This window comes from Polaromonas sp. P3_A5 (assembly GCF_056403055.1).
On record NZ_JBFUGF010000001.1, the window covers coordinates 2,880,865 to 2,896,818 of the forward strand.

Sequence of the window (15,954 nt, forward strand, 5' to 3'; positions counted from 1 at the left end):
GGTCATTTGAGCCACCAGCCCTCTGTACAAGAGCGTAAGCAGCTACAAAATCAATAGCAAATATTGATCAGCCCCGGTCCTGGTCCTGGGCCGGACGGTCCAGCAGGGCCTTCATCGACAGCTTGACACGGCCTTTTTCGTCGGTCTCAAGAACCTTCACCTTGACGATCTGGCCTTCGCTCAGGTAGTCGGTGACTTTTTCAACACGCTCGTGGGCGATCTGGCTGATGTGCAGCAGGCCGTCCTTGCCGGGCAGCAGGTTGATCAGTGCACCGAAGTCCAGGATCTTGGTGACCGGGCCTTCGTAGACCTTGCCGATTTCGACTTCTGCGGTGATCTCGGCGATGCGGCGTTTGGCTTCGTCGGCCTTAGCGCTGTCATTGGACGCGATGGTGATGGTGCCGTCTTCTTCGATGTTGATCTGCGTGCCGGTTTCTTCGGTCAGCGCGCGGATGACGGCGCCGCCCTTGCCGATCACGTCGCGGATCTTCTCGGGATTGATCTTCATCACATAGAGGCGCGGCGCGAAGTCGGAGACTTCGGCCTTGGCTTCACCCATGGCTTCCTGCATCTTGCCCAGGATGTGCATGCGGGCTTCCTTGGCCTGGGCCAGTGCGACCTGCATGATTTCCTTGGTGATGCCCTGGATCTTGATGTCCATCTGCAGCGCGGTGATACCGAAGGTGGTACCCGCAACCTTGAAGTCCATGTCGCCCAGGTGATCTTCATCACCCAGGATGTCGGTCAGCACGGCAAAGCGGTTGTCTTCCTTGATCAGGCCCATGGCGATACCGGCCACGTGGGCTTTCATCGGCACGCCGGCGTCCATCAGCGACAGGCAGCCGCCGCAAACCGAAGCCATCGACGAGGAGCCATTGGACTCGGTGATCTCAGACACCACACGCATGGTGTACGGGAATTCTTCCTTTGTGGGCAGCACGGCGATCAGCGCGCGCTTCGCAAGCCGCCCATGACCAATCTCGCGGCGTTTTGGCGAACCAACACGGCCGGTTTCGCCGGTGGCGAACGGAGGCATGTTGTAGTGCAGCATGAAGCGGTCTTCGTAGTCACCCGACAGTGCGTCGATGCGCTGAGCGTCGCGCTCGGTACCCAGTGTGGTCACGACCAACGCCTGGGTTTCGCCACGCGTGAAGAGGGCCGAACCGTGGGTGCGTGGCAGCACGCTGTTGCGGATTTCAATCGCGCGCACGGTGCGTGTGTCGCGGCCGTCGATACGGGGCTCGCCGGCCAGGATCTGGCTGCGAACGATCTTGGCTTCGATGTCGAACAGCATGCCTTCAACGGCCACGCCGTCGAATTCAACGCCGTCAGCCTTCAGTGCGGCCATCACCTCGGAAGTCACCACGCGGCAGGCTTGCGTACGGGCTTGCTTGGCGCGGATCTGGTACGCGGCTTGCAGCTTGGCGCCGGCCAGTTCGTTCACCCTGGCGATCAGCGGTTCGTTCTTGGCGGGAGCTTTCCAGTCCCAGACCGGCTTGCCGGCGTCGCGCACGAGTTCGTGGATCGCGTTGATGGCGATGTTGCCTTGCTCATGGCCGAACACTACGGCGCCGAGCATGATTTCTTCGGACAGTTGCTGGGCTTCGGACTCGACCATCAGCACGGCGGCTTCAGTGCCGGCCACGACGAGGTCCATCTTCGAATCCTTGAGCTGAGTCTTGCCGGGGTTCAGAACGTATTGGCCGTCGATGTAAGCAACGCGGGCGGCGCCGATGGGGCCGTTGAACGGGATGCCGGAGATCGACAAGGCGGCGCTCGAAGCGATCAGCGCGGGGATGTCGCCTTCCACTTCAGGGTTCAACGACAGCACGTGGATCACGACCTGCACTTCGTTGAAGAAGCCTTCGGGGAAGAGCGGGCGAATCGGGCGGTCGATCAGGCGGGAGGTCAGCGTTTCGAATTCGCTGGGGCGGCCTTCGCGCTTGAAGAAGCTGCCGGGAATGCGGCCGGCGGCGTAGGTTTTCTCAAGGTAGTCAACCGTCAGGGGGAAGAAATCCTGGCCGGGCTTGGCATCGGTCTTGGCAACCACGGTGGCCAGCACCACGGTGCCGTCCATATCAACGATGACGGCGCCGCTGGACTGGCGTGCGATTTCGCCGGTTTCCATCGTGACTTTGTGCTGGCCCCATTGGAAAGACTTGGTGACTTTGTTGAAAATGCTCATGTTCTTATCTCCACTAAATTCACGCACTTGAGGCAGTGCGGGAGGCCCGGAGCGGCGGCTGGCTGAACACGATGCCATTCCACAAAATGCCTGGGATCAGAGGCCTGACCAGGGCTTTTCTTGTGGAATGACACAGCGCGTGCTCGTTTTGCCTTGCTCCGAAGTAAAAAGCGCCTGAGCTAGTGAACTAACTCAGGCGCTTTCAAATCGTTGTTACCGATTACTTGCGCAGGCCAAGCTTGGCGATCAGCGCGGTGTAACGTTCGGCATCTTTGGACTTCAGGTAGTCCAGCAGCTTGCGGCGGCGGCTCACCATGCGCAGCAGACCGCGGCGGCCATGGTGATCCTTGGCGTTGGCCTTGAAATGGGGGGTCAGTTCGTTGATGCGGCCGGTCAGCAGCGCCACTTGAACTTCAGGGCTGCCGGTGTCGCCGGCGGCACGTGCGTTGGCCTGAACGATTTCGGCCTTGATTGATTTTGCAATCATGTTTTCTCTTTCTTGCACCGAGGTGCGCTTGCGAGCGAAGCAGCGTTCCCGACATGGGAGTTGAATAAACCGCTTTCGTCGTGTTCCGGCATGAAAAGGCCCCTAAAACTTCTATCTGGGGCCTCAATTTGCGCAGAGCCTTGGATTATAGCCCAAGCCAGCGCCTCAGGCGCCCCACCCCCTGCCCAAGCCTGTCCACGTCCTGGCTGGCGAAACACCAGCGCAGCCAGCCCTGGGCCTCCGGGCCTGGGTTGACCATGAAGGCATTGCCGGGCGCCAGACCCAGCCCGGCCTCCACGACCAGGCGTTTGGCCGTCTCCAGCGAGTCCCCAAAGCGCGCCTGGTCTTCCAGCCTGAAAAAGGCGTACATGCCGCCTTTGGCCGGCGCCAACTGCACGCCCGGCACGGCCTGCAGCAGCGGCACCAAAGTGTCGCGGCAGGTTTTCAGATGGGCAACCACCCGGGGCGTGATATCGGCCGTGCGTTCGATGGCCACCAGCCCGGCCCGCTGCACGAACACCGGCGCGCAGGAGGTGTTGAACTCCACCAGCTTGCCCATGTGTGGCGTCATGGCAGCCGGCATCACCAGCCAGCCCAGGCGCCACCCGGTCATCAAAAAGCTCTTGGAAAAGCTGTGAACGACCACCAGTCGATCCTCGGGCGCGGCGATATCCAGAAAACTGGGGGCGCAACCGTTAGGGGTGGCCTCGTAATAAAGCCGTTCATAGACCTCGTCCGCCAGGATCCAGGTCCCGGTCTTGCGGCAATGCGCCAGGATGGCCTCCTGCTCGGCGCGCGACAGCGTCCAGCCAGTGGGATTGTTGGGCGCGTTGACGATGAGTAGTTTGGTTTTCGGCGTGATGGCGGCCAGTAGCTCGGCCACATCAAGCCGCCACTCGCCTGCCACCGGCTTGAGGCTGACGCATTTGACCTGCGCGCCCATGATGGCCGGCTGGGCCGTCAGGTTGGGCCAGACAGGCGTCACGGCCACAACTTCGTCGCCGGCATCCACCAGCGCCTGCACCGCCAGCATTAGCGCATTGACGCCGCCGGAAGTCACAGCGATGCGCTCGGCCGTGATCGGCGCGGCCCCCGCACAGCGCAGGCCCGTCGCGTAATTGGCAATAGCCTCCCGCAGCTCTGGCAAGCCCAGGTTTTGCGCATAAAAAGTCTCGCCCTGCTGCAACGATGCAGCCGCCGCATCGCGGATAAACGCGGGCGTGACCTCATCGCTCTCGCCAAACCAGAACTTGAGGACGTCATCGCGCCCCATACCCGCGTTGGCCACCTGGCGGATCATCGATTCTTCAAGATCTAAAACAGTTTTTCTCATGGATAGTCCGTCCGCCTGCCGGCTTCAATCAATTATTCAATCAGCCAATTTGAACTCAAGGCCGGACCATCTTGCAGCTGTTGGGCTGCTCGGCCTTTTCGGGCGAAATAGTCTTGATGACGCGAAAACCGTAGCCGGAACCCTCCACGTCAAATTTCACACCCGGCGAACCCTGCTTGCCCATCAACGCCACCAGCAGCGGCTGCTGGAACTGGTGGTCGGCCGAGCGCATCGCGCCTTTGTGGCCCGCAAAAGTGACCGTACTGCGCTCAAGCTGCGCCGCCACCGCGCCGGCGTCAGCACTGCCCGCTTTGTCAAGGCTTTGGGCCAGGGCCTCAATCATCAGCTGCATGCGCATGTGCACATAGTCGTCCTGAGGCTTGGGAAAGCGCTGGCGGAAGGACTGGTAGAAGGCTTCGGACTGCACGCCCGCCTCATTCGGGAACCAGTCGGCCACCGCGATCACCTTGCCTACGCCGGCATCGCCCAGCGCGCCCGGCACGCCCAGCGCGTTGCCGTAGAAGGTATAGAACTTGCCCTCGTAACCGACTTCCCTTGCCGCCTTGATCAACAGCGTCAGGTCGTTACCCCAGTTGCCCGTAAGCACTGCCTGCGCTCCGCTGGCCTTGATCTTCGCGGCATAGGGAATGAAGTCCTTGACACGGCCCAGCGCGTGCAACTCGTCGCCCACGATCTGCACGTCGGGTCGCTGCGCACCCAGTTGCTTGCGCGCCTCGCGCAGCACGGCCTGCCCGAAACTGTAGTCCTGGCCGATCAGGTAAATGCTTTTGAGCGCCTTGTCGTCCCGGAGCACATCCATGAGCGCGGCCATGCGCATGTCTGCATGCGCATCAAAGCGGAAATGCCAGTAGCTGCACTTTTCATTCGTCAGGATCGGGTCGACCGCCGAGTAGTTGAGAAACAGCACGCGCTTGTTCGGCTCACGTTCGTTGTGCTTGTTGATGGCGTCGATCAGCACAGCCGCAATCGCGGAGGAATTGCCCTGTGCAACGATGGTCACGCCGTCGTCGATCGCCGAGCGCAATGCCGCCAGCGCCTCTTCGTTCTGGCCCTTGCTGTCGTAGCGCTCAACGACCAGGTTGCGCGGGCCGCCTGCCAGCTTCACACCGCCACGGGCATTGACGCGCTCAGTGGCCCAGACGAGGTTTCGGAACACCGCTTCGCCGGTATTGGCGAATGCGCCTGACAGGCTTTCGATCAGCGCAATACGAACAGGTGCCGGCACAGGCGGCTGGCTTGCGGTCTGCGCGAACGCCGCCGCCGAGGCGCAAAGACATAGGGCCATGAGGAAGCGTTTCAAGTGTTTCTGCATAAAAAAATAGACCCTGGTCTTTTGCCTGATTTGGCTTGAATAAACCGCTTGCACACCTAACTGGGGTGCAAGCGGCAATCACGGTGAGCGCCGCGCAGTGTAAGGGGAAAACACCCCTTGTTCATCCATCAAGGAATAGCCATGTTTTACTCTCTCGCCCATCGCCCTGCCCGTGCCTTTCAACGCCACTACGCACCCGTCGTGAGCAACGGCGCCCTGGAAAAATTCCTCAACGATACCTTCTCGTCGCTGTCTGACACCGGCGCCGCCAAGGCTGCCAACGTGGAAGACCTCGAGAAGGCCTATACCCTGCAATTCGACGTTCCCGGCCTGGCCCGCGAACAACTGGATATCGGCATTGAAGGCGACGTGGTTCGTGTCTCCAGCAAGGAAGACGCACCCCGCAAGATCAAGGCCGCATGGCGCTTCCCGCTGGAAATCGATACCGCCAACAGCAGCGCCAAACTGGAAAACGGCGTGTTGACCCTGACACTGGGCAAAAAAGTCCCTGTCAGCAACGTCACCCACCTCGACATCCAGTAGCCACCGACCAAAGCCGGGTAGCCGTCCCTGCCAGCCAGGGCCGCAGAACCGGCTTTGCCGGGCCGCAGGCGCAGCGGCCCCCTCGGGGGGCAGGGAGCTACGCGGCGCGAGCGACCGTGGGGGTCAAACTCCAGCGCGGCTTCACATCAAACGTGTAGTCGCGCTGAAGCGTTTCAAGCCCGGCTTGCAGGCGCATGCCAGCCGCCAGGGCGATCATGGCGCCGTTGTCGGTGCATAAATGCAGCTCGGGGTAATGCACGCGGATGCCTCGCTGTTTGCACACGGCATCAAGTTGGCTGCGCAGCAGCGCATTGGCGCCCACGCCGCCAGCCACCACCAGGCGCTTCAACCCGGTTTGCGTCATGGCTGCGAGTGATTTTTTCACCAGCACTTCAACGATGGCCGCCTGCGTAGACGCGGCCAGATCGGCTTTGCGGCTTTCCAGATCCGGCCCCAGTTTTTTGGCCTGCGTTAGCACCGCGGTTTTGAGCCCGGCAAAGGAAAAATCAAGATCGCCGCTGTGCAGCAAGGGTCGCGGCAACTTAAAGGCCGCGCCGTCACCGCCCTCAGCCAGCTTCGACAGATGTGGCCCTCCTGGATAAGGCAGGCCCATCAGCTTGGCCGACTTGTCAAAGGCCTCACCCGCCGCATCGTCAATGGTTTCACCCAGCAATTCATAACTTCCCACACGGTCCACGCGCATCAATTGGGTATGCCCGCCGGATACCAGTAGCGCCACAAAAGGAAATTCAGGCGGGTCGGCACTCAAAAAAGGCGACAGCAAATGCCCTTCCAGGTGATGCACACCCATGGCCGGCTTGCCCAGCGCCGCCGCCAGCGAGCAGGCCACACCCGCCCCCACCAGCAACGCACCTGCAAGCCCAGGGCCGCGCGTATAAGCCACCACATCTACCTGTGCAAGGCTGCTTCCCGCCTCTGCCATGACCTGATGTGTCAAGGGCAAGACGCGCCGGATATGGTCCCGGCTGGCCAGCTCGGGCACCACACCGCCATACGCCTGGTGCATGTCTATCTGGCTAAACAAGGCGTGCGACAGCAGGCGCGGCACTCCGCCGCCGCTGGCATCCACCAGCGCCACACCGGTTTCATCGCAACTCGATTCGATTCCTAGAACTAGCATCGTCCAAGTGTAAGGTTTGAGGTAACTCCTCACATCAACTGGGGCTGCAGGCGGGCGGTCCCCGAGGGGCTGGAGCCCGCGGCTCCAAGCCTGCCTGTGCAGGCTTGGACGGGCGACAGAGGCGAAACGTCTCGTGAGCTGCGGCCAGCAAGGCCTCGGGAGTTACACGCAGTGAACGACTGTGGGGGCACGTTTCTTGCACGACTACGCACATGACACCGTCCCAATCCCTGCGCCTTGTCATCATCGCCCCGGATCTGCTGGAGTCCGTGTCCGATGACGCCCATGCGCGGGAACTGGCCGAGCGCTCGCGCCAGCTGCGTATCGGCCTGCTGGAAAACGGTTACAACATTGTCGCGGTGCTCCCGGCCGATACCTTCCTGGACGAGCGCCTGGCGCAACTGCAACCCGACATGATCATCGTGGACGCCGAAAGTGAGGCCCGCGATTCGCTGGAGCATGTGGTCATGGCAACGCGGGACGCCCGCCGGCCCATCGTGCTGTTCACCAACGACAACGACACCAGCCACGTGAAGGATGCCGTCGCCGCCGGCGTGTCGGCCTATGTGGTGGCCGGCCTCTCCCCGGATCGAATCCGCCCCATCCTGGATGTGGCCATGGCGCGCTTTGAACACGAACAGGGCCTGCGCAAAGAACTGGCCCATGCCAAAACAGAGCTGCATGACCGAAAAGTCATAGACCGGGCCAAAGGCATGCTGATGCAGCGCCAGGGATTGTCTGAGCAGGCCGCTTACGAAAAGCTGCGCAAGGCCGCCATGGACAAGGGCCTGCGCCTAGGCGAAGTAGCCCAGCGCATGCTGGACGCCCTGGACCTGCTGGGCTGAATCGCCGGCCAGGCCTCAATAAACCCTCAATTGGTGCAGCGCACAAATACGGTGCAAACATCAACCTGCAACCCTGCGTCATCCCGCCCCGCAACTGCCCACAGCGCACTTCACATGGCTCGCATAACTGGGCGCACCCACTCTCAAAACCACCGCGTCCTAACGACACCCGCCAACCCTGGCACAGCTTTTGCAATGCCCTAGGCACTGGTCAAAGATGGCCGACCGGCACAGCACTTCAATGGCGAAGTGTGTGGTGCCCCCAAGGAACAAAGGCGTTCGCACCCCGCATCACGTTCAACGTGTTGCCCGGGTCGAGCGCCTTTTTTGTTTTGTCTTTCGTTTTTAACTATCAGGAGCCGCCAACATGACTGAACTGCTGAAATCTTCGCTGACACGCCGCACCGTGCTGCAGGCCGCGGCCGTAGGCGCCGTGGGCATCAACCCCGCCCTGCGCGCTGCCGTGTACGCCCAGGGCTCCGACGCGCCGGAGAAGAAGGAAGTGAAGATCGGCTTCATACCGCTGACCGACTGCGCCTCCGTGGTCATGGCCTCGGTGCTGGGCATTGACCAGAAATATGGCGTCAAGATCATCCCGACCAAAGAAGCCAGCTGGGCCGGTGTGCGCGACAAGCTCGTCAACGGCGAGCTGGACTTCGCCCACGTGCTCTACGGCCTGGTCTACGGCGTGCACATGGGCACGGCAGGCCCCAAGAAAGACATGGCTGTGCTGATGACGCTCAACAACAACGGCCAGGCCATCACGCTGTCCAAAAAACTCGCCGACAAAGGCGCGGTTGACGGCGCGGGCCTGGCCAAGCTCATGGCGACCGACAAGCGCGAATACACCTTCGCCCAGACCTTCCCCACCGGCACGCACGCCATGTGGCTTTATTACTGGCTGGCCGCCAACGGCATCAACCCGATGAAGGACGCCAAAGTGATTACCGTGCCGCCGCCGCAGATGGTGGCCAACATGCGCGTGGGCAACATGGACGGCTTCTGCGTGGGCGAGCCTTGGGGCCACCGCGCCATCATCGACGGCATCGGCGTGACCGCCGTGACCACCCAGGACGTCTGGAAGGACCACCCAGAAAAAGTACTAGGCACCACCGCCGACTTCGTCAAGAAATACCCCAACACCGCGCGTGCCGTGACCGCCGCCATCATCGAAGCCGGCAAGTGGATTGACGCCAGCCTCTCCAACAAAAACAAGATGGCCGAGACCGTGGCCGACAAGAGCTACGTCAACACCAGCGTGGACGCCATCAACCAGCGCATCCTGGGCCGCTACCAGAACGGCATGGGCAAGACCTGGGACGACCCGAACTACATGAAGTTCTACAACGACGGTGCGGTGAGCTTCCCTTACCTGTCCGACGGCATGTGGTTCCTCACACAGCACAAGCGCTGGGGCCTGATCAAGGACCATCCAGACTACCTGGGCATTGCCAAGCAAATCAACCACATCGACGTCTACAAGCAGGCAGCCACGGCGGCCAAGGCCAGCGTTCCCAAAGACATCATGCGCAGCAGCAAGCTGATGGACGGCACCGTGTGGGACGGCAAGGACCCGAAAAAATACGCCGACAGTTTCAAGGTTCACGCCTGAACACCCACGCGATATCCACGCTACACCCCACCCAACCTTCCTACGTAAAGAGGTGACGCCATGGTCAGTGCCGTATTTCACAACCCGCTGGAGGCGGCAACCCCGGCAAGCCGCAGCAACGAAAGGCCCAGAGATGCTGCCGCTATCAATTCGATAGCTGGTGGCGCTCATCCAACGGGCGCTACAGCCCAAAACAGCATGAACGCTCCAACAAAACCCACCCCCATCACCAAGCCATCCGGCGATGCCTCCTGGCTCTGGCTCAGCGTCCTGCCCCCCCTCCTGGGCCTGGGTTTGCTGGTGCTGATCTGGGAGCTTGTTTTCATGGGCACGGCCGGCAGCATTCCCTCGCCCAAAGACACCTTTGTGCAGGCGGTGCAGATCTTCAGTGATCCGTTCTACAGCAAGGGGCCGAATGACCAGGGTGTGGGCTGGAACGTGCTGTCGTCACTCAAGCGCGTGGCCATGGGCTTCGGCATGGCGGCTGTCGTCGGCATACCGGTCGGCTTCATGATCGGCCGTTTCAATTTTTTGAGCCGCATGTTCAACCCGCTGATCAGCCTCTTGCGCCCGGTGTCGCCGCTGGCCTGGTTGCCGATTGGTCTGCTGGTCTTCAAGGGCGCCAACCCGGCCGCCATCTGGACCATCTTCATCTGCTCCATCTGGCCCATGATCATCAACACGGCTGTAGGTGTGCAACGCGTGCCCCAGGACTACATGAACGTGGCTCGCGTGCTCAACCTCAGCGAGTGGAAGATAGTGACCAAGATTCTCTTTCCTGCCGTGCTGCCCTACATGCTGACCGGCGTTCGTCTGGCTGTCGGCACCGCCTGGCTGGTGATCGTGGCGGCAGAGATGCTGACCGGCGGCGTCGGCATCGGCTTCTGGGTCTGGGACGAGTGGAACAACCTCAACGTCAAGAACATCATCATCGCGATCTTCGTGATCGGCATCGTCGGCCTGGTGCTGGAGTTCGCCTTGATCAAGCTCGCCACAGCCTTCACGTTTGAAGAAGTCAAGAACTGAACCGCTCGAACAAAAGGAGAACCAAGCCATGACATCCTTCACCACCAAATACATCGAAATCCAGGGCGTCGAGCAAACCTTCAAGACAAAAAAGGGGCCGTTCTGCGCACTGCAGCACATCAACCTCACGGTCGCCAAAGGCGAGTTCGTCACACTGATCGGCCATTCAGGCTGCGGCAAATCCACGCTGCTCAACCTGATTGCCGGCCTGACCACGCCGACAGAGGGCAGCCTGCTGTGCGCCAACCGCGAGATTGCCGGACCCGGCCCCGAGCGCGCTGTCGTATTCCAGAACCATTCGCTGCTGCCCTGGCTCACCTGCTTTGAAAATGTCTACCTCGCTGTCGAGCGCGTGTTCTCAGCCACCGAAAGCAAGGCGCAACTCAAGGCCCGCACCGACGCCGCACTGGCCATGGTCGGACTGACGCCGGCTGCGCAAAAACGTCCCGGCGAGATTTCGGGCGGCATGAAGCAACGCGTCGGCATTGCACGCGCGCTGTCGATGGAACCCAAGGTGTTGCTGCTGGACGAGCCTTTCGGCGCCCTTGACGCCCTGACCCGCGCCAAGCTGCAGGACGAACTGCTGCAAATCGTCGCCACCACGCAAAGCACGGTGGTCATGGTGACCCATGACGTCGACGAAGCCGTGCTGCTGAGCGACCGCATTGTGATGATGACCAACGGTCCCGCCGCCACGATCGGCGAAGTGCTGCCGGTGGAACTGCCCCGCCCGCGTTCCCGCGTGGCGCTGGCCGAAGACATCCGCTACCTGGGTTACCGCAAAGCCGTGATCGATTTCCTTTACACCCGCCAGGGTCACGTCGAAAAAGCAGCCTGAGTAAAGACTCGCCCCCGAAGCGCCTTTGGCGCCTCCCCCTCGAGGGGGCGCCACCAGCAGCCCGGCAAAGCCGGTTCTGCGGTGGCCCGCGACTAAACAACCAAGCAGGAGGTTTCCAATGTCTGCAGTTTTGCCAATCCCCGGCGCCGGCAGAATCGCCCATGGCGCACCGGCCAGCACACGGCCTGCGCGCTCGAGCGGCCTCGCCTCGCTCGGGAAGTACCGTGAAATCATCATCGCGGTCGCGCTTTTCCTGCTGTTTGACCTGGGGGTGCTGGTCCTGAACTTCTACACCTCGTTCAAGATCGACCAGGACACCGTGGCCATCAACCTTTCCGGCCGCCAGCGCTATGTTTCGCAGCGTGTCGCACGCACCCTGCTCGAACTCGACGCCATGCGGGTGGCGGGCACGCCTTACAAGCCCGAGACACTGGCCGAGCTGCGTTCAGGCGCAAAGATCTTCCAGGCCTCCCATGTCGCATTCCGCGAAGGCGGCACCATTCCCGGCGGCGACGGCAAACCGGTGTACCTGGAGCCCGTGGTGTCCAGCCGGGGCCGCGAGCTGGAGGACAAGGTGGATGCGCTGTGGAAGCCCTATTTCGAGCTGCTCCAGCCCCTGCTTGCCGGCGACGGCTTCACGCAGACGGAACTGGCTGCCGCGCTGGCCTATAGCCAGGCCAACAACATCAAACTGCTGGGCGTTGCCAACGACTTCGTCACGGAAACGCAGCAGATCGGCGCCTCGCGCGCCAGCGTACTGCGCATGGTGCAAACCGTCGGCATCGTGCTGGCACTGCTGAATTTCGCCTTCATTCTGTTCAAGTTCCTGCGCCGCCTGAAAACTTCAGACGCCGCGATTGAAGCTGCCACCGAAGAAAACCGGGAAATTCTCGCCAGCGTGCGCGAAGGCCTGTTCCTGCTGACACCCCAGCACCAGCTCGGCTCCCAGTTGTCCCGCTCGACCCATGCACTGTTCGGCAAAACACTGGCACCGGGGCAAAACTTTTTCTACCAGCTGTCCACCCTGGTTTCCGACAAGGCATTGACCGATGCGCGGGACTATGTCGAGTTGCTGTTCTCTCCACACGTCAAGGAGCAGCTGATCCAGGGCATCAACCCGCTGTCGGAAGTGGAACTCACCGTCAGGAACCGGCTGGGCCAGGACACCAAGCGCTATCTTTCTTTCCATTTCAACCGGGTGCAGGACGGCGCCACGGTGCGGCACCTGCTGGTCACCGTACAGGACATCACGCAAAAGGTCGAGTTGCAGGCCCGGTTGACCGGCGAACGCCAGCGCTCGCAAAAAGAGCTGTCCATGATGCTCAAGGCTTTCGAGACGGAGCCGGCCATGATGCGCGCCTTTGTCGAGCGGGCTGAAGCGTCCCTGCTGGAAGTCAACGACCTGCTGCGAAGCACTTCATCGGCCGCCTCGGAAGTCCAGGTGCTCAAAGCTGTGGACGGCGCCTACCGCCGCATCCACGCCTTCAAGGGCGACGCAGCATCGCTCGGACTGGAAATCCTGGCCACACTGGCCCATCAGTTCGAAAGCGAGTTGCAAAAGCTCAAGGACAACGGCGCCGCCACCGGCGACGCTCTGCTGGCCCTGCCTTTGCCGCTCGAGGACCTGCTGGCCAAGGTCGGCGCCTTCAAGGCGCTGGGCCAGAAGCGCTCAGGCGGTGACACGGCGCCCGCCCCGGACGGTTCCGCATCGCAAGGACTGAACGCCGTGCTAACCCAGCTGGCGAACGAGGTCGGCACCGACTGCGGCAAACGCGTGGATGCCGAGGTGCGTATGGGCAGTGCCCAGGACATGCCGGCCGACAAGATGAACCTGCTGCGCGAAATCGCCATCCAGCTTCTGCGTAACGCCGTGGTGCACGGCGTGGAGGCGCCCTCCGTGCGGCGCGCTGCGGGCAAAGCGGAGGCCGGGCGGATTGCCGTCAACCTCACCCGGAACGAAGACGGCCAGTGGCAGCTCAGCGTGCGCGACGATGGCGCGGGCCTGAATGCGGCCGACGTTCGCCGCCGTCTGCTTGAACTGGGCTGGTATACGCCTGAGCAGCTGCAAAGCTTCAGCGAGCAGCAGATCGTTGCGCATATTTTCAAGCCGGGCTTTTCCACGGCCGGTGCCACCTCCCGCCACGCAGGCCGCGGCGTGGGCCTGGACCTGGTGCAGACCAACGTGCAGCAGCTGGGGGCGCGCCTGCTGTTGTCCAGCACGCCCGGCCAGCACACCGAATTCAAGGTTTCTTTTTCCTGAATTTTCCTGAAGCAATCCAGCAATGGCCATCACAAACCCCACACAGGAGCTTCTCCATGCGACTGCTGATTGTTGACGACTCCAACATGATCCGGACCCGGATTTCGAGAGTGGTGCAAAACGGCGGCATCAAGGGCGTGGTGCTCGCAGGCCTGGCCAAGAACGGCCTCGAAGCCGTGCGGCTGGCCCGGGCAACCCGCCCCGAGGTCGTCACCATGGACCTGACCATGCCCGAGATGGACGGCATTGAATGCATCACCGCATTGCTGAAGTTCGACCCGTCCATCAAGATACTGGTGGTCAGCGCGCTCAGCGACAAATCGACAGCCATCCAGGCACTCAAGCTGGGCGCCCGCGGATTCGTTGCCAAACCCTTTACCGACGAAGAGCTGCAGATTGCACTGCTCGACGTTGCAGACGTGCGCTAAGGACACTGCGATGGCCACACTGAACGAAAACGACCTCAAGCTCTTTGTCGATTCCATCCGGCATTACCTCAAGATCACGACCCGACAGGAACCGCAGATCACCTCGGCCTATCTCGGCACGGGAGATATCGAAGCCTTTGAATTCAACGGCATCGTCACCTTCTCGGGAAGCCACAACGGACATGTGGTGGTGTCCATGCCGGGGAAACTGGTGCGGGAAATTTTGCTGCTCCAGCATGAGACTGACCTCAGCGATGGCAACCTGCTTGACGCGGTGGGTGAAATCGCCAACACCCTGGCAGGCAATGCACGCAAGGCTTTGGGGTCCGAGCTGCAGATTTCAGTGCCGATCAAGCTGCAGGGCGCGCAGGGCATGAAGGCCCGGGTACGCAAGCGCCCCTACGTGATCACCTTGCGCTGGAACCACTACGCGGCGATGGTCTGCGTCGACATGGACCGCAAAAACTGAACCGCACACCCAGCGCTACACGCAACCTCTCTTGAGGCCGCGTGCACGTTATTTGTGCGGCGCACCAAAAAAATCAGGCCAACACCCCTAAATTGCGCTGCAAGGGTGCGTTTTGCATGCCCCAAGTTGGCATGCTTTTCGCACTGTTTCTGTGAATCAACCATCTTCACAGAAAGAGCTTGCACCATGGCGGGGTTTCGTAATTTTCTCAAGGCTGGCCACGCGCCCACACTGGGTGCAGCGTTTTTCTACTTCGCGTTTTCGTGCTGCATCTGGGTCATGAACGGCGCCATGGCGCCTTTCATTTCGGAAACCTACAAGCTCTCGCCCACAGAAAAAGGCGTGATGCTGTCGGTTCCCATCTTCGCCGGCGCGCTGATGCGCTTTCCGCTGGGCGTGCTGGCGCAATACATTGGCCGCAAAAATGCCACGCTGGTCGAAATGGGCCTGATCATGGTGGCGCTGCTGTTCGGCTACTTCGTGGTTGACTCCTACAGCAGCCTGCTGGCCATGGGCGTGCTGTTGGGCATTGCCGGCGCCAGTTTCGGCGTAGCGCTCAGCCTGGGTTCGGGCTCCTTCCCTCCCCGCTACAAGGGCTTGGCCATGGGTCTGGTCGGTGCGGGCAACGTGGGCACCGCTGTCTCCGTGCTTGTCGCGCCGGCGCTGGCGCAGCGCTTCGGCTGGCAGTCGGTCTACGGCATTGCCGCCGTAGCCATGCTGCTGCCGATGATCGCGATGATTCTTTTTGCCAAAGAACCCGACGATGTGGACAGCCACGCCACACTGCGCGAACACGTGGCCTGCCTGTTTGAAAAAGACGGCTGGGCCTTCAGCCTGATCTACGCCGTGAGTTTCGGCGGCTTCATCGGGCTGGCGACGTTTTTGCCTTCCTACTACTACGACCAGTTCGGTGTCAGCAAGGTGCAGGCAGGCCAGTTGTCCATGCTGGCAGCTTTCATGGGCGCGGCGCTGCGCATCTTCGGCGGCTGGATCTCGGACCGCTGGGGCGGCGTGAACACCTTGAGCGTCGTACTGCTCACCATCGCCGTCACACTCGTGGCATGCGGGCTGGCCAGCAAATCCCTCGTGGCCACCACCTTGCTGGTCATGCTGTGCTTTGCCGCACTGGGTGCAGGCAATGGCGCCCTTTTCCAGCTGGTACCGCTGCGCTGGCCCCTGGCCACCGCGGTGGCCGGCTCCATGATTGGGGAAATCGGCGCACTGGGCGGCGGCCTGGTGCCCAATGCCATGGGTATTTCCAAGCAGTATGCGGGCACTTACATGTGGGGGTTCTTCTTCTTTGCAGCCTTGTCGCTGGGCATGCTGGTGATGCTGCGGGTGATGCAGATCCGGTGGACACGGACCTGGGCGGAGAAAGGTGGACGGGCGAGGACTGCTTGAGGATGGGCCTTTAGCTGAGGCCGCTGGCCGGGGTTGCCCGGCGGCAAGTAACT

The 15,954-nt window shown here is 61.6% G+C and carries 14 protein-coding genes; 9 read left to right on the plus strand and 5 right to left on the minus strand.

Features of this window, described 5'->3' with window-relative positions; translation table 11 throughout:
- Window positions 1–67 precede the first annotated feature (67 nt).
- The 4 genes from pnp to AC1DU8_RS13800 all read right to left on the minus strand — a co-directional run bounded on the left by pnp (window position 68) and on the right by AC1DU8_RS13800 (window position 5,338).
- Entirely contained in the window at window positions 68–2,185 is a 2,118-nt protein-coding gene (pnp, locus tag AC1DU8_RS13785) for a polyribonucleotide nucleotidyltransferase (protein WP_457279070.1), read from the minus strand.
- A 220-nt stretch (window positions 2,186–2,405) separates the two neighbouring features.
- Window positions 2,406–2,672, minus strand: a complete 267-nt coding sequence (gene rpsO / locus AC1DU8_RS13790; protein WP_348046953.1) for a 30S ribosomal protein S15 — start codon at window positions 2,670–2,672, stop codon at window positions 2,406–2,408.
- A gap of 145 nt (window positions 2,673–2,817) precedes the next feature.
- On the minus strand, window positions 2,818–4,005 hold the full coding sequence (locus AC1DU8_RS13795; RefSeq protein WP_457279071.1) for a pyridoxal phosphate-dependent aminotransferase: 1,188 nt from the start codon (window positions 4,003–4,005) through the stop codon (window positions 2,818–2,820).
- Between the two features lie 55 nt (window positions 4,006–4,060).
- Window positions 4,061–5,338, minus strand: coding sequence for a branched-chain amino acid ABC transporter substrate-binding protein (locus tag AC1DU8_RS13800; protein ID WP_477688865.1), 1,278 nt, complete (start codon window positions 5,336–5,338; stop codon window positions 4,061–4,063).
- Window positions 5,339–5,479: 141 nt separating this feature from the next.
- Here AC1DU8_RS13800 and AC1DU8_RS13805 point away from each other — a divergent pair, with 141 nt between their 5' ends.
- Window positions 5,480–5,881 carry an Hsp20/alpha crystallin family protein gene (locus AC1DU8_RS13805; protein WP_457279073.1) on the plus strand — a complete coding sequence of 134 codons (402 nt, stop codon included), beginning with the start codon at window positions 5,480–5,482 and terminating at the stop codon, window positions 5,879–5,881.
- Between the two features lie 97 nt (window positions 5,882–5,978).
- On the opposite strand, the gene tsaD is transcribed toward AC1DU8_RS13805, so the two are convergent.
- A complete protein-coding gene (gene tsaD / locus AC1DU8_RS13810) occupies window positions 5,979–7,022 on the minus strand; it encodes a tRNA (adenosine(37)-N6)-threonylcarbamoyltransferase complex transferase subunit TsaD (protein ID WP_477667744.1) in 1,044 nt (347 codons plus the stop codon).
- 212 nt (window positions 7,023–7,234) lie between these two features.
- On the opposite strand from tsaD, the gene AC1DU8_RS13815 reads away from it, so the two are divergent.
- The 8 genes from AC1DU8_RS13815 to AC1DU8_RS13850 all read left to right on the plus strand — a co-directional run bounded on the left by AC1DU8_RS13815 (window position 7,235) and on the right by AC1DU8_RS13850 (window position 15,901).
- Complete coding sequence (locus tag AC1DU8_RS13815) at window positions 7,235–7,867, plus strand: ANTAR domain-containing response regulator (RefSeq protein ID WP_457279075.1); 633 nt, start codon at window positions 7,235–7,237, stop codon at window positions 7,865–7,867.
- Window positions 7,868–8,234: 367 nt separating this feature from the next.
- Entirely contained in the window at window positions 8,235–9,479 is a 1,245-nt protein-coding gene (locus AC1DU8_RS13820; protein WP_457279076.1) for a CmpA/NrtA family ABC transporter substrate-binding protein, read from the plus strand.
- Between the two features lie 198 nt (window positions 9,480–9,677).
- Window positions 9,678–10,505: a nitrate ABC transporter permease gene (ntrB, locus tag AC1DU8_RS13825; RefSeq protein ID WP_457279077.1), complete on the plus strand. Its 828-nt coding sequence runs from the start codon at window positions 9,678–9,680 to the stop codon at window positions 10,503–10,505.
- Window positions 10,506–10,533: 28 nt separating this feature from the next.
- The gene (locus tag AC1DU8_RS13830; RefSeq protein ID WP_457279078.1) at window positions 10,534–11,343 is read left to right on the plus strand and encodes an ABC transporter ATP-binding protein; all 810 of its coding nucleotides are present in this window, start codon (window positions 10,534–10,536) and stop codon (window positions 11,341–11,343) included.
- A 118-nt stretch (window positions 11,344–11,461) separates the two neighbouring features.
- Window positions 11,462–13,603: an ATP-binding protein gene (locus AC1DU8_RS13835; protein WP_457279079.1), complete on the plus strand. Its 2,142-nt coding sequence runs from the start codon at window positions 11,462–11,464 to the stop codon at window positions 13,601–13,603.
- Window positions 13,604–13,659: 56 nt separating this feature from the next.
- On the plus strand, window positions 13,660–14,031 hold the full coding sequence (locus tag AC1DU8_RS13840; protein ID WP_457279080.1) for a response regulator transcription factor: 372 nt from the start codon (window positions 13,660–13,662) through the stop codon (window positions 14,029–14,031).
- A 10-nt stretch (window positions 14,032–14,041) separates the two neighbouring features.
- Window positions 14,042–14,500, plus strand: coding sequence for a chemotaxis protein CheX (locus tag AC1DU8_RS13845; RefSeq protein WP_431097274.1), 459 nt, complete (start codon window positions 14,042–14,044; stop codon window positions 14,498–14,500).
- A gap of 186 nt (window positions 14,501–14,686) precedes the next feature.
- The gene (locus tag AC1DU8_RS13850) at window positions 14,687–15,901 is read left to right on the plus strand and encodes an MFS transporter (RefSeq protein WP_457279081.1); all 1,215 of its coding nucleotides are present in this window, start codon (window positions 14,687–14,689) and stop codon (window positions 15,899–15,901) included.
- Window positions 15,902–15,954 lie beyond the last annotated feature (53 nt).